This is a genomic window from Bradyrhizobium sp. LB8.2 (assembly GCF_040548035.1).
GTDB lineage: Bacteria > Pseudomonadota > Alphaproteobacteria > Rhizobiales > Xanthobacteraceae > Bradyrhizobium.
Genome location: NZ_JBEPQV010000017.1, coordinates 39,105 through 52,695 on the forward strand (window position 1 = coordinate 39,105; position 13,591 = coordinate 52,695).

Consider the following 13,591-nt stretch of genomic DNA (forward strand, 5'->3'; position numbering starts at 1 on the left):
GAGAAAAGACACGCGGTGCCGCGCACACGAAACGCGGAACATGCAGCGCAATCTCGACCTCACGGCAATTGCGTGAGTTGCGCTGACGCTTACGAGCGTACGCCTGCGTCATGCCGATTGCGAGGACAAAAACGCCGCGCGCGAGCGCCGCGATGCGGCCTTAAGTGCCCGCCCGCGCTGACATAATGCTGGCTATTGCCGCGCTAGGGGCGCATGTTTGCGGTAGCTGGCGTCGGTTGAGGCCCCTTCTTTGTGAAAGGCAGGTGTGCATGACCATCCGCTCGCGGCGAGAAACCGTCACCTTCAAATATCCATTCCACATCCGCGGCGTCGAGCGCGAGTTGCCGGCCGGCGCCTATGAGGTCGTCACCGACGAGGAGATGATCGAGGGCCTGTCGTTCGCGTCCTATCGCCGCGTCGCCACCATGATCACGGTGCCCTCCGAAGGCGTGCGCGGTGCGACGGAGATGCTGTCGATCGGCTCGGTCGACCTGGCGGATGCCCAACGCATCGACGCGAGTGCCGCCAATGACTGACATCCCGGTCGATCTCGACAGCCACCGCGGCATGGCCGCCCAGAAGGCGACCGATCTGCGCCGCGCGCTGGCCGACGTCGAGGCCCAGGTCAGGGAGCTGCGCGAGCGCGAGGCCGATCTCGAAAACCGCATGATGTCGGTGCCCGCCGCGTCCTGGCCGGAGGCCGCCGTGAAGGCGCGCCATCTGCTCAACCTCTATGCCGCGAGCCTGCCCACTGAGGACACCCGCCACCGCGCGCTGGTGGCCGCGCTGTTCGACGATTTCGCAAGACTGAACGGCGATAATTGACTCGAGCCGCAAGCCCCGGGCTCGCTGCACCTCTCCCGCTTGCGGGAGAGGTCGACGCGCCCCGGGCGATGCGAAGCATCGTCCCGCGCGCGGCGGGTGAGGGCTCTCTCCTCATCAGGGTTATCGCTTGTGGAGACACCCCCACCCCAACCCTCCCCCGCAAGCGGGAGAGGGAGCGCACCAGAACCAATCGGCACAAGGAGTACCCCATGACGCTCACCAGCAGCCGCTTCATCGGCCACGAACAGGACCGGGGCATCGTCCAGTTCTCGATGCAGGACGGCGCGAAGCAGATCGCCTGCGCGATCTCGACCTCCGCGATGGACGACCTCGAGCGCGGCCCGCGCGCCCGGCCCTCCGAGCGCGAAGAGCAGTTCACCCGCCTGCGCGAGCGCATCGAAGCCTGCGTGGAACGGAAGTATCAGGCGACGGAGTTCGAGGGCACCCCGCCGGGCATCGTGTTGCGGAGCATTGATTTTCGGGGGTAGGGGAGGCGACGGTTCGCACCGCGAGCGTGCAGGCTTCGCGCATTTTCGATCGCATCCGCAGGCCCCTTTACCGCCTCAGCTGTTGATATTAACCATCTGTTAACCATGCGGTCGCCTAATGTGAAGGTTGGGGGATCACCATGTCGGCCCATGTGACGCGACCGAAGTTGATGCCAGCCGATGCTGCCTTTCATCTGCTTGGCGGGCTCGCGGTTCGTGCCAAGGCCTTCATACAGACCAAAACGGCTGTCCTACGGAGCAATGCCATGTTCGGAAAGGACGACTTAGTGGACAATCTCGGTCGCGATCTCGATCGCGCGCGCGGACGACGCGATGCTCTTGCATCCGAGGCTGCGACCCTGACGGCTCAGATCGCCGAAATCGAAACCCGCCTTTCGGAGGAGAAGAACAGGCGGGAGCGTGATCGCGTCCTGGGCGAAATCGAAGCGATCAAAACCCGAATCAAACAGGCCGGGAGCGCGTTTGCACCTGTTGTCGATGGTCTCTGCAAGGCGATCGAGCAGGCTGCGGCAGTTGTGCCCGAGGCCCGCGAGCTCAATAGCTTCCTGGTATCGGTGGCGGCCGAAATCGACAACGTCATCGATCCCTTGGTGCGCGAACTGGATCAGCGCGCGGATGCGGTGCGAATAGGCCACGCTGCACCGGACATCCCGAGTTCGGCCAATGAGGGGGCCATCGTACCGCCCGTGGAACCGCCAAAAGACAACAACGATCGCCTGCTTCGCTTCCCGGCATGGCTGTCTCGCGACAAGGAGCCGGAAACGGAAACAGCGGAGAGCCCGCGCAGCACGGCAGCGTGAATCATCGGCGCGCCGCGCACCCCAAGAAGCTCGAATGCATGACGTTCGGAATTCGCCGATGAAATTGCGCGATGACGATTCGTCCCAATCTCATCGCGCCCTGGACGCCTAGCAGCGGCCCATTCCCGGCATCGTAGCTCGCGACGGAGTCTGTCACCGGGCCGCGCTTCGCGCGGACCCGTTGGTCGCGCCCCTGGATGACGACCCGTTGTCAGGCTCGCTGGTCCGCCAGGCAAGCAACTCCGGCTCTTGCGGCCAGCTCAGTTGGCGGCGCGGCGCAGGAAGGCCGGGATATCGAGAATGCTTTCGTCGGTCGCGTTGCGTGGAGATGAGCGGCCGTAGGGATCGAGCGGCTGAGGAGCTGCCTGGCGCGCATATTCCAGATCCGGCCTTGCCGGTTGCCCCGTGGGTCGGCCGGCCGCGGGGTGGAGCGGCGGGCTTTCCACCTGCGGAAGCGGTGCGCTGCGCTCGATGCGATCGGCGATGCGGCGGCTGTCGTTGCGCAGCTTGCCGGCGAGCTGCGTGAGTGAGGTTTCCGCCGGCGGCGTCTGCAGCGCCGGATCGAGATTGTCGATTCCCGTCGCCACCACCGAGACGCGGACGATGCCCTCGAGGCTTTCGTCAAACGACGCGCCGACGATGATGTTGGCGTCCGGGTCGGCCTCGTCGCGAATGCGGGTGGCAGCTTCGTCGACTTCGAACAGCATGAGATCCCTGCCGCCGGTGATGGAGATGATGAGGCCACTGGCGCGCTTGATCGAGGGGTTCTCGATCAACGGATTGGAAATTGCGGCCACGGCGGCGGCGAGCACGCGTTTCTCGCCGGAAGCTTCGCCCCGTCCCATCATCGCCTTGCCCTTCTCTCGCATCACGGAGAGAACGTCGGCAAAATCGAGATTGATCAGGCCTTCCTTGACGATGAGGTCGCTGATGCAGGCCACGCCCGAATAAAGCACCTGATCGGCAAGGGCAAAGGCATCGGCGAATGTGGTCTTCGCGCTGGCCACCCGGAACAGGTTCTGGTTCGGGATGATCAGCAGGGTGTCGACTGTCTTCAGCAATTCCTCGATGCCGGCTTCGGCAAAGCGCATGCGGCGCTGGCCCTCGAAGTAGAATGGCTTGGTGACCACGCCGATCGTGAGGATGCCGAGCTCGCGCGCGGTCCTGGCGATGATGGGTGCAGCCCCGGTGCCGGTACCGCCGCCCATGCCGGCAGTCACGAACACCATGTGCGCGCTGGTCAGATGTTCGCGGATCGTATCGATTGCCTCCTCGGCCGCGGCGCGTCCCAATTCGGGTTGCGAGCCGGCGCCAAGGCCCGCAGTCACCTGTGTGCCCAGCTGGATGAGGCGTGTCGCCTTCGACATGGCAAGCGCCTGCGCGTCGGTATTGGCGACGACGAAGTCGACCCCCTGCAGCCCGGCCGTGATCATGTTGTTGACGGCATTGCCGCCAGCGCCGCCAACCCCGAATACGACAATGCGCGCCTTCATCTCGCGAATATCTGTAGTGCCAGTCATTCTGTCCTCGCGGTTGCTCCGGCAGGCCGGGTGGGATGAGTATCGAGTGCTACCCGCAAGCCGCGCGGTCTGCGTCCACGATGGCCGCGGCCAGATGGCCCAATCGAAGCGCGGCTGGTCCCGCGGTCGCGCCGCCAGCCCGGCGACCGGTCCGCAGAGCCGCCACTTCGTCTTCCAGTCGTGCCGCCCACGCATTGGCGGCCATCGTCTCGGCAGCCGCCTGCGTCAGCTCGACGGCAAGGCGATCGGCGCACTCGCGCTCGCGCTCGAGATCTGACCGGTAGCCGGCTGCGACTGCTTCGAGCCGCGCGACCTCCGCCTTGAATGCCTCGATCTTGAAGGCCTCGATCTTTGCCATGGAGACATCGATGCGGTCTGCCGGGCGGCCAATTCGTGGGCGAGGCGTGTACCGGAGTTCGGAGAAATCAACGCTCACCAGGGCTTTCCCATCATCCGAACGCGAGCGTGGCAAACCGCGTCGCCTGGCAAGCGAACGAGCGGCCTCGCGCGAGATATTGAGGCGGGCACTGAGATCGGCATACGTCAACAACGCAACGCACATCGGCGCTTCTCCTGGAGCGAGCCGGGAAGGCATTTCGGGCTAATGATGGCTGGACGATGAGTTTAGGCTAGGGTGCGTTGGTTAATGGACGGTTAACGCGCGCGGGGCGCTAGCGCCGGGCGTGCGCGCCAGACCCGCCGAGCGCGAAGAGCAGTTCGTGCGCCTGCGCGAGTGCATCGAAGCCTGCGTGGAACGGAAGTATCAGGCGACGGAGTTCGAGGGCACGCCGCCCGGGATCGTGCTGCGGAGTATTGATTTTCGGGGGTAGGGTCTTGAAGCGATGGACCGCGGTCCGTTGTCATCGCGCGCGTCGCAGGTGACAACCAGATCTCATCCTGAGGGCCCGCCGCAGGCAGGCGTCTCGAAGGATGGCCGCTGATGGGCGCTAGGTTGGAATGAAACCGACGCGCTCGCCCTTCAATGCACTTTCTCCAGCAAACCACTCATAGTGGACGGAAGCTGCGACATCTTTTGGTGGCTCCTTATTTTCCAGGATGATCAGCTGCAAATTGGTATTGAAGCCGGTCAACGAGCGCCAAAATCCGCTCTCCATCCCAGGGTCTATCGGCGCATCATGTCCGTCCCCAACAGTCCCCTTTTTGTAGCTCGTAAGAGGTGAATCAATGAGCACCATACCAAGGTGAGGTCGGTTGTTGTTCCCACAATATCTCAACAACCCCAGCACGAATGCTGAATGGAGGATCGCGCGAAAACCCTTGCCGTGCGACTGTCGAGATTGTCCGTCGACAACTATGTCATAGCTTGACTCATCAAATTCAACTCGCCCTTCACCTTTCCAATTCCACTCCTTTAGAACGCCCTCTACTTCTTTGCAAAACATCAAGAGCAATTTTGACGGCAGAGGCTCCCATTTTCTTGCAGGCCCTATCGTTTGCTTCGAGGTTATTTCGGTTGCGCATCGATTAGCCCACTCTGACAGAATGTAAGCGCGAAGCTTCTCGGGTTGATCCACGTGGTCCTGAAAGTCAGAGGTAACGCCTCGATGCGTTACAAACCAATATTCCTTGGGCGGGGAATAGTCGCCTATGAATGTATAATGGAGAACCTTTGCAATCTCCGCAGCGGCAACGCCTGTCCCAAGTTTGCTGTCGTAGTGTTTGCACTGGTACAGTGACCAACGTCGCGGGTTGGACGACGGTGGATCGAACCAAACGATTACGTCGCGTCCCTTGTCGCCGGCCGCTGCTGGACTTCGTATACGTCTGGAACTTTTGACGCCAGATAGCCGGAAGCCCACTCAAGCGTAAAACGCTCAAATGCCTTCGGACTAAATTGTCCTAGTCGATCAAGTGGGTCGACTGGGAGACCAGCTCCCACTCCTAATAGCCTGGCGTTCGCATTGGGCCACGGCGAAGGCAGCGGCAGATTCTCGATCGACGATTTGGTCTTGACCGCCCCCACGTCTCCCCCAGGCGAATTATGATTAGTAATTGTCGCGAGAGTTACCTCATAACACAACTTCTCGTAATTGCACTTTTGGCGAACATGCAGCCCCCCAAAACAAAAACGGCCGGATCTTCCGATCCGGCCGCAATGCAAAACTCTACTCGGCTAAACCTACGCCTCGCGACGCAAGCCCCCGCCCAATTCGAAAATTCTTAGCTCGCCTTCTTCGCCGGCGCAGGCGTCGGGCCGACCTTCTTCTGGATGGCGCGCTTCAGCTCGAGGGCGCGCGGCGACAGCACGGCGGCCTTGGCCTTGATCAGGAAGGGGTCGAGGCCGCCATTGTGATCGACGCTCTTGATCGCGCTGGTGGAGACGCGCAGGCGCACGTTGCGGCCCAGCGCTTCGCTGATGAAGGTCACGTTGACCAGATTCGGCAGGAAGCGGCGCTTGGTCTTGATGTTGGAGTGGCTGACCGTGTGGCCGACCTGGGGGCCCTTGGCCGTCAATTCGCAGCGGCGAGACATGGTAAAATCCTCAATCTTTCCCAACGATGTGCGGCCGCCATTCGGGGCGCCACGGGCAAATTCTCTGTCCTTGCAGGGAGCGGGCGGACGTATAGGGGGGAAGGGGCGAGCCGTCAAGGTTTTGGGGCGGGTTTCGTGCTCCACGCCGGCGGCGGTCCACCCCCTCTCCCGCTTGCGGGGGAGAGCCGGGGTGGGGGTACCTCCGCGGAGGGGCACTCGTTATCACAGGCAGTGTCTCCGAGAGGAGAAAACCCTCACCCGCGCTTCGCGCGACCTCTTCCGCAAGCGGGAGAGGTACTGGAGCCCGGAGCGATCCCCCGATCACCAAAACGGCAGTGTTTCAAGCCCCTTACCATCACATAAAGGGCGTATTCGCACCCGAAGAGTTCAGTGGAGTTCGGAAGCGGACATGCCCGGACACATTGCTTGCCGTGGTATTTGGCTTAAGTAACAACCGTTCGCGCTCCGATTGGATTGTTTCGTGCTCACAACGCCTCATCATGCGCCCGGCCTGCGCTCAACGGAGCCGCGCGCAAGCGATCTGCGCTCTGCCGGCCGGCTGGCCATGGCGGCCTTGTGCGGGCTGGTTTTGGCATGGGCGGCGGAGCCGGCGGCGGCGCAGGGCAAGCTCGAGGCGCAATATGAGGCCTCGCTGGCCGGCATTCCCGTCGGCCGAGGCGCCTGGAACATCGATATCGGAGACGACGTGTTCGCCGCAGCCGCCTCGGGCGGCACCACGGGGCTGCTGAAGTCATTCGCGGGCGGGTCCGGCACCGGCGCCAGCCAGGGGCGGGTGGTCAACGGCGCGCTGGTCGCGACCGGCTACCAGGCCTCCACCACCACCTCGAAAAAGACCGAGGAAATCCGCATCACGCTCGACAAGGGCAATGTGAAGGATTTCGCCATCGTGCCGGAGCCCCCGGTCGATGCAGACCGCATCGTCGTCACCGATGCGCATCGCCGTGGCGTCTGGGATCCGATGACGGCCTCGCTGGTGCGCGTGCCCGGCACCGGCGACGTGCTGTCGCCGGACGCCTGCCACGGCAGCGCCGCCGTGTTCGACGGCCGCATGCGCTACGAGCTCAAGCTCGATTTCAAACGCATGGAGACCGTGAAGGCGGAGAAGGGCTATCACGGCCCGGTCGTGGTCTGCTCGCTGTTCTTCGTGCCCGTGGCCGGCTACATCCCCGACCGCCCCGTGATCAAATACCTCGCCGCCCAGCGCAACATCGAGATCGCGTTCGCGCCGGTGGCGGGCACGCGCGTCCTGGTCCCGTTCTGGCTGAAAGTGCCGACGCCGCTCGGGCCTGCGATGCTGGAAGCCACCAGCTTCATCACATCAGCCCAGCCGCCGCGGGTCGCGAAGACGCAATAGGCCTGGCGCCCCGCCCTTTCTGGCGAAAATAAACACAAGTGATTTCAAAGACTTGCCTACTGTGCATGGGGTTGTTTTCGCGGTTTTGCTTTGGAGGGGCCTTTGAACAGGGAATCCATTTGACTCCTCGCCGATTCTGATTCGACTCCACGCCATCCCCAATTTTAAGGAACGCGCCACCGAAACGTCGCTTGTGCGGCAGCCCGAAACTCCATCTAGTGCGCAGTCAATAAGTCTCCCGCGACATGTTGTGTGAACGGAACAGGACTCATGGGGGGTCTGCGATTCGGCCGCGATTCGTTCTCAACTCGTTCCGAAGCTTAAAGACACAGGGAAAAGCGTCGCAAAGTGAGACAGTTGCGCGGGGTTTGGGGAGCGTCACCATATTCTCCGCTGCTTGATCCCCTCACCCTGAGGAGGCCGCGTAAGCGGCCGTCTCGAAGGGCGAGGGGCCCGGCACCATCCGGGGCCTTCATCCTTCGAGACGCGCTGACGCGCTCCTCAGGATGAGGAGCAAGGCCCAGCCTCCGGCCCGCCCCAAAACAGCACTGACATTCGCCCCAATCGCCATTACCTAATCTCTGAGATGCCCTTTTCCTCCTCCCCCTTCGCTTCCGAGCGGCTTCCCGGCGCCGGCGTCACTGCGGTGCTCGGGCCGACCAACACCGGCAAGACCCATCTCGCCATCGAGCGGATGCTCGCGCATCCCTCGGGCATGATCGGGCTGCCGCTGCGCCTGCTCGCGCGCGAGGTCTACAACAAGATCGCCGCGCGGGTCGGCCCCGATGCCGTCGCGCTTGTGACCGGCGAGGAGAAGATCAAGCCGAAATCGCCGCGCTACTGGGTCTCCACCGTCGAGGCGATGCCGCGGGATCTCGACGTCTCGTTCCTCGCGGTCGACGAAGTGCAGATCGCCTCTGATCTCGAGCGCGGCCACGTCTTCACCGACCGCATCCTCAACCGCCGCGGTCGCGACGAGACGCTGCTGCTGGGCGCAGCGACGATGCGCCCGATCATCGAGCGGCTGCTGCCGGGCGTCTCCATGATCACGCGGCCGCGCCTGTCGCAGCTGGAATTCGCCGGCGACCGCAAGATCACGCGCCAGCCGCGCCGCACCGCGATCGTCGCCTTCTCGGCCGACGAGGTCTACGCCATCGCCGAGCTGATCCGCCGTCAGCATGGCGGCGCCGCCGTGGTGCTGGGATCGCTGTCGCCGCGCACCCGCAACGCGCAGGTGGCGATGTTCCAGAACGGCGAGGTCGATTATCTCGTCGCCACCGACGCCGTCGGCATGGGCCTCAATCTCGACGTCGACCACGTCGCCTTCGCCTCCGACCGCAAGTTCGATGGCTACCAGTTCCGCCGCCTGACACCGTCCGAATTCGCCCAGATCGCCGGCCGCGCCGGCCGCGCCACCCGCAACGGCACCTTCGGCACCACAGGCCGCTGCGGGCCGTTCGAGCCCGAGCTGGTGAACGCGCTGCAGAACCACACCTTCGATTCGGTCAAGGTTTTGCAATGGCGCAATTCGAAGCTGGACTTCGCCTCGCTCGGAGCGCTCCAGGTGTCCCTGAACCTGGGCCCCGGCCATGAGGCGCTGACGCGCGCGCCGATCGCCGAGGACATGCGCGTGCTCGACCATGCCGCCCGCGACGCCGAGGTGCGCGATGTCGCGCATGGCAAGGAGGCCGTGGAACGGCTGTGGGAGGCCTGCCAGGTCCCGGACTACCGAAAATTGTCGCCGGCCGCCCATGCCGAGCTGGTCACCACGCTGTACGGCTTCCTGATGCAGAAGGGCTGCATCCCCGATTCCTGGTTCAGGACCCAGATCGACCAGGCCGACCGCGTCGACGGTGATATCGACACGCTCTCGGCCCGGATCGCACAGATTCGCACCTGGACCTTCGTCGCCAACCGCCCGGACTGGCTGAAAGACCCCGAACGCTGGCAGGGAATCGCCCGCGAGGTCGAAAATAAATTATCGGATGCGCTCCATGAACGCTTGACTGAGCGTTTCGTTGATCGCCGGACCAGTGTATTGATGCGCCGCCTGCGGGAGAACACGAGCTTGAATACTGAAATCGGCAAGACCGGCGAAGTCATCGTCGAAGGCCATGTCATCGGCCGCCTCGATGGCTTCACCTTTGCACCGGATGCGGCGGAAGCCGGCTCCGATGCGAAAGCGTTGCAGGCGGCAGCGCAGGCCGTGCTCGCCGGCGAGATCAACGCGCGCGCCGAAAAACTGGGCAACGCGCCGGACGAGCAGTTCGTGCTGACCTCGGAAGGCATGATCCGCTGGACCGGCGACGCTGTGGCGCGGCTGTCTGCCGCAGAGGACGCGCTGCATCCGCGCATCCGCATCATCTCCGACGAACGCCTGACCGGCGGCCCCCGCGACAAGGTGCAGGCCCGGCTCGACCTCTGGCTCAAGACGCACATCGAAAAGCTGCTCGGGCCGATGTTCGAGCTGTCGAAGGCCGAGGACGTCACCGGCATCGCCCGCGGCATCGCCTACCAGCTCGTCGAGGCGCTCGGCGTGCTGGAGCGCCAGAAGATCGCCAACGAGCTGAAGGACCTCGACCAGCCCTCGCGCGCCGTCCTGCGCAAATATGGCGTCCGCTTCGGCGCCTATCACATCTATTTCCCCGGCCTGCTGAAGCCGGCCGGGCGTGCGCTGGCCGCCCTGCTCTGGGCGCTGAAGCAGGACAACGTCGATCCCTCCGCGCTGTCGGGCGCGCAGCATCTGGCAAGTTCGGGCCGCACCTCGTTCCCGGTCGACAAGCAGCTGCCGCGCGATGCCTATCGCGTGCTCGGCTACAAGCAGGCCGGCGAGCGTGCCGTGCGCGTCGATATCCTGGAGCGCCTTGCCGATCTGATCCGCCCGGCGCTGGCCTGGCGCGAGAACGCGTCGGGCGAGAAGCCCGCCGGCGCGTTCGACGGCCGCAGTTTTGTCGTGACGCAGGCGATGACGTCGCTCACCGGCTCGGCCGGCGAGGACTTTGCGTCCGTGCTGCGCGCGCTCGGCTACCGCATGGATAAGCGCCCACCGCTGCCGGCAAAGCCGGTTGTCGTGGAGACGCCGGCTGCTGAAGCAAGCACCGAAGCTCCGGCCGAGACGCCCGAGACGGAAACGCCGGTCGAGGACGCTGCCGTGTCTGCGGATGCCGCAATCGAAGCCGCCGCCGAGCCTGTGACCGTCGAAGACGCGCCCGGCATGGAGCAGCACGACGAGCCCGCGCACGAAGAACCGGCTCTCGAAGCTTCCCCTGAAGCCCCCGTCACGCCGGAAGACGCTCCCGGCATCGCGCCGCCTGTGGAAGAGGTTGCTGCACCCATCGAGGCTGCCGAAGCTGCTCCCGCCGAAACCGCTCCCGCAGAGACCGCTGCAGCCGAAGCCGCTGCGTCGGCCGATGCCGCTGCGCCTGTGGAGGCCGCGGCCACGCCCGCCGAGCCCGAGCTCATCGAGGTCTGGCGTCCGAGCGGCCGTCACGACGATCGCAAGCCGCGCCACGAGCGCCATCGTAACCAGCGCCACCACAACCAGCCGCGCCCGCAGGCGGGTGCTGAAGCAGGCGCCGCGCCTGCCGAAGGCGAAGCAGCGCAGGCCGCCGACGGCGAGAAGCGCGGCGAGCGTCATCGCCATGGCGGTGGTCATCGCAGAGATTCCGGTCGCGATGGCGGCAGAGACTTCCGCAAGCCGCGCGAAGGCGGTGGCGAAGCTGCGCCGCGTCCGGAGGGACAGGGGCGCGGCGACAAGAACCGCAGCCTCCAAGGTCGAGATCAAGGCAAGGACCGCGACAACAAGGATCGCGATCGCAACAAGGGCAAGTTCGGCGGCGATCGCGACAAGGGCCGCGACAACCGTGGCCGCGACCGCGACAAGGGCCGCGACCGCCAGGGCGGCCCGTCGCTGCGTCCTTACGCATCGAGCGCCACCCCGCGCGAGCGCGATCGTCCTGCCGATCCGAACTCGCCGTTCGCAAAGCTCGCCGCGCTGAAGGAGCAGCTGTCCGGGCGTAAGGAGTAGCACAGCGTTTTCAAGCGAAGTGCGGAGCGGTTCGCGTGAAGAAAACGCGTCAGAAGGAATAGAGTCACGACCGAGCGGCAGCGCATCGACAAATGGCTGTGGCATGCGCGGGTGGTGAAGGCGCGGACCTCGGCTGCTGGACTCGTCGAGTCCGGCCATGTCCGCGTCAACGGCGTGCGCGAAAAATCGCCGGGGCATGCGGTCAAGATCGGCGACGTGCTCACCGTCGCGCTCGATCGCACCGTGCGCGTCTTGAAAGTCGCAGCCTTCAACGAGCGCCGCGGCGATGCCGCATCGGCCCGTGTGCTCTACGAAGAGTTCAGTGACGGCAATCCAAATTCTCAGCGCAATTAATTGCGCTTTGAATTCATTTCTTGGTCGATCGGACACATAAAGCCGTCATGATCGGCCGTTGCCGACCTTGCAGCGCCGGGCCATCCGCGCTACGCAAGCCGCGAGTTTTAAAAGAGCTTTTCGGAGCGTTGGATGACTTACGTCGTCACTGAAGACTGCATCAAGTGCAAGTACACCGACTGCGTCGAGGTCTGCCCGGTCGACTGTTTCTACGAGGGCGAGAACATGCTCGTCATCCATCCTGACGAGTGCATCGACTGCGGCGTGTGCGAGCCGGAATGCCCCGCCGACGCCATCAAGCCGGACACGGAACCGGGCCTGGAAAAGTGGCTCACCGTCAACGCCGACTACGCCAAGAGCTGGCCGAACATCACCCAGAAGAAAGAATCACCTGCCGACGCCAAGGAATTCGACGGCGTGGAGGGCAAGTTCGACAAGTATTTTTCTCCGAACCCAGGCTCCGGCGACTAATTCGGGCCCAAACTTAACCCTAATAGCGGCGCTACCGCCGAAAACCAGCCCTCAAGACCCCTAAATCATTGATTTTTGCGGGAAATGTGCTATATTGGGCACATTAAACCGAACCCTTCGTCAGCCCCGTCGGCCCGTTGGGTTCCCGTGAAACCAGATGTCGAACAGGGGCGTGGCAGTTTCCGCGCACAGGCTGTGTCACAGAAAACGCGTAAAAAGAGTACTTCTGCGAAGGCTTCCCACAAGGTGGCCAAGAAAGTCGCCGCGGCCAGCCGTAGCGCATCCAAGGGTCGGACCGCGACGAAGGCGCCGGCTGCAAAGTCCTCGAAGAACAAAAGAAGCGCAATGCCTAACAAGACTGCCAAGCCGGCCGCGAAAGCGACCGTGGCCAAGCCTGTTGCTGCCAAGCCCCCTGTTGCCAAGCCTGCTACCAAACCTGCTGTTGCCAAGGCTCCCGCTGCCAAGCCAGCCGCGGCGAAGGTTGCTGCTGCTCCTGCCAAGGCCGCCCCTGTCGCTGCCGCCAAGCCGGTCGTGAAGCCCGCGGCTGTTGCGCCGAAGGTCGAGGAAAAGAAGGTCGTGACCCAGCGTCAGGGTTTCAAGGCCAACGAATTCGTCGTCTATCCCGCTCACGGCGTCGGCCAGATCCTGGCCATCGAGGAGCAGGAGATCGCCGGCGCGAAGCTCGAGCTGTTCGTCATCAACTTCATCAAGGACAAGATGACGCTGCGCGTGCCGACCGCCAAGGTCGCCAATGTCGGCATGCGCAAGCTGTCCGATCCTGCGCTGGTGAAGCGTGCGCTCGAGACACTCAAGGGCCGCGCCCGCGTCAAGCGCACCATGTGGTCGCGCCGCGCCCAGGAATACGAAGCCAAGATCAATTCGGGCGACATCGTCGCGATCGCGGAAGTCGTGCGCGACCTCTACCGTTCCGAGTCGCAGCCCGAGCAGTCCTACAGCGAACGCCAGCTCTATGAAGCAGCGCTCGACCGTCTGTCCCGCGAGATCGCGGTGGTGCAGCACTCGACCGAGACCGAAGCGGTCAAGGAGATCGAGGCCCAGCTCGCCAAGAGCCCGCGCCGCACCGGCGCCAAGTCGGAAGCCGCCGAAGGCGAGGCCGATACGGACGCCGAGGGCGAAAGCGACGAGACCGAGGGCGGCGGCGGCACCACGGTCGCCGACGAGGCGGCGTAGCGTCTCGCGTTCATCGCAACAGTTCA

General features: G+C 64.1%; 13 protein-coding genes and 1 pseudogene. 10 read left to right on the top strand and 4 right to left on the bottom strand.

The features are described 5' to 3' along the window. Positions 1-269: 269 nt before the first annotated feature. The 4 genes from ABIB06_RS20915 to ABIB06_RS20930 all read left to right on the top strand — a co-directional run bounded on the left by ABIB06_RS20915 (position 270) and on the right by ABIB06_RS20930 (position 2,134). Positions 270-536: a hypothetical protein gene (locus ABIB06_RS20915; RefSeq protein WP_354050220.1), complete on the top strand. Its 267-nt coding sequence runs from the start codon at positions 270-272 to the stop codon at positions 534-536. After that, positions 529-825 (top strand): hypothetical protein, encoded by a 297-nt coding sequence (locus ABIB06_RS20920; protein WP_247340071.1) that lies wholly within the window; start codon positions 529-531, stop codon positions 823-825. The genes ABIB06_RS20915 and ABIB06_RS20920 overlap by 8 nt, the downstream gene beginning before the upstream one ends. A 209-nt stretch (positions 826-1,034) precedes the next feature. Continuing rightward, on the top strand, positions 1,035-1,313 hold the full coding sequence (locus tag ABIB06_RS20925) for a DUF1488 family protein (RefSeq protein ID WP_247448225.1): 279 nt from the start codon (positions 1,035-1,037) through the stop codon (positions 1,311-1,313). 140 nt (positions 1,314-1,453) lie between these two features. After that, a complete protein-coding gene (locus ABIB06_RS20930; RefSeq protein ID WP_354069220.1) occupies positions 1,454-2,134 on the top strand; it encodes a hypothetical protein in 681 nt (226 codons plus the stop codon). Positions 2,135-2,394: 260 nt separating this feature from the next. Here the strand turns inward: ABIB06_RS20930 and ftsZ are convergent, their stop codons facing one another. Together ftsZ and ABIB06_RS20940 are read right to left on the bottom strand one after the other, a co-directional pair. Further along, positions 2,395-3,654: a cell division protein FtsZ gene (ftsZ, locus tag ABIB06_RS20935; protein WP_354050223.1), complete on the bottom strand. Its 1,260-nt coding sequence runs from the start codon at positions 3,652-3,654 to the stop codon at positions 2,395-2,397. A gap of 49 nt (positions 3,655-3,703) precedes the next feature. After that, positions 3,704-4,012, bottom strand: coding sequence for a hypothetical protein (locus tag ABIB06_RS20940; protein WP_247340063.1), 309 nt, complete (start codon positions 4,010-4,012; stop codon positions 3,704-3,706). A 319-nt stretch (positions 4,013-4,331) separates the two neighbouring features. On the opposite strand from ABIB06_RS20940, the pseudogene ABIB06_RS20945 reads away from it, so the two are divergent. Then, positions 4,332-4,484 (top strand): annotated as a pseudogene (locus ABIB06_RS20945) (DUF1488 family protein); the annotation flags it as partial. A 117-nt stretch (positions 4,485-4,601) separates the two neighbouring features. On the opposite strand, the gene ABIB06_RS20950 reads toward ABIB06_RS20945, so the two are convergent. Both ABIB06_RS20950 and rpmB read right to left on the bottom strand, forming a co-directional pair. Continuing rightward, positions 4,602-5,066 carry a hypothetical protein gene (locus ABIB06_RS20950; protein WP_354125632.1) on the bottom strand — a complete coding sequence of 155 codons (465 nt, stop codon included), beginning with the start codon at positions 5,064-5,066 and terminating at the stop codon, positions 4,602-4,604. 769 nt (positions 5,067-5,835) lie between these two features. Further along, on the bottom strand, positions 5,836-6,147 hold the full coding sequence (rpmB, locus tag ABIB06_RS20955) for a 50S ribosomal protein L28 (RefSeq protein ID WP_247441676.1): 312 nt from the start codon (positions 6,145-6,147) through the stop codon (positions 5,836-5,838). 565 nt (positions 6,148-6,712) lie between these two features. On the opposite strand from rpmB, the gene ABIB06_RS20960 reads away from it, so the two are divergent. The 5 genes from ABIB06_RS20960 (at position 6,713) to ABIB06_RS20980 (ending at position 13,565) form a co-directional block, all read left to right on the top strand. Continuing rightward, positions 6,713-7,522, top strand: a complete 810-nt coding sequence (locus ABIB06_RS20960; protein WP_354050289.1) for a DUF3108 domain-containing protein — start codon at positions 6,713-6,715, stop codon at positions 7,520-7,522. Positions 7,523-8,108: 586 nt separating this feature from the next. After that, positions 8,109-11,549: a helicase-related protein gene (locus tag ABIB06_RS20965; protein ID WP_354050228.1), complete on the top strand. Its 3,441-nt coding sequence runs from the start codon at positions 8,109-8,111 to the stop codon at positions 11,547-11,549. An 84-nt stretch (positions 11,550-11,633) separates the two neighbouring features. Continuing rightward, positions 11,634-11,903 (top strand): RNA-binding S4 domain-containing protein, encoded by a 270-nt coding sequence (locus ABIB06_RS20970; protein ID WP_354069228.1) that lies wholly within the window; start codon positions 11,634-11,636, stop codon positions 11,901-11,903. Positions 11,904-12,035: 132 nt separating this feature from the next. Further along, on the top strand, positions 12,036-12,374 hold the full coding sequence (gene fdxA, locus ABIB06_RS20975; RefSeq protein ID WP_247348513.1) for a ferredoxin FdxA: 339 nt from the start codon (positions 12,036-12,038) through the stop codon (positions 12,372-12,374). A gap of 345 nt (positions 12,375-12,719) precedes the next feature. Continuing rightward, positions 12,720-13,565 (top strand): CarD family transcriptional regulator, encoded by an 846-nt coding sequence (locus tag ABIB06_RS20980; RefSeq protein WP_247348515.1) that lies wholly within the window; start codon positions 12,720-12,722, stop codon positions 13,563-13,565. The last annotated feature ends 26 nt before the right edge of the window (positions 13,566-13,591 follow it).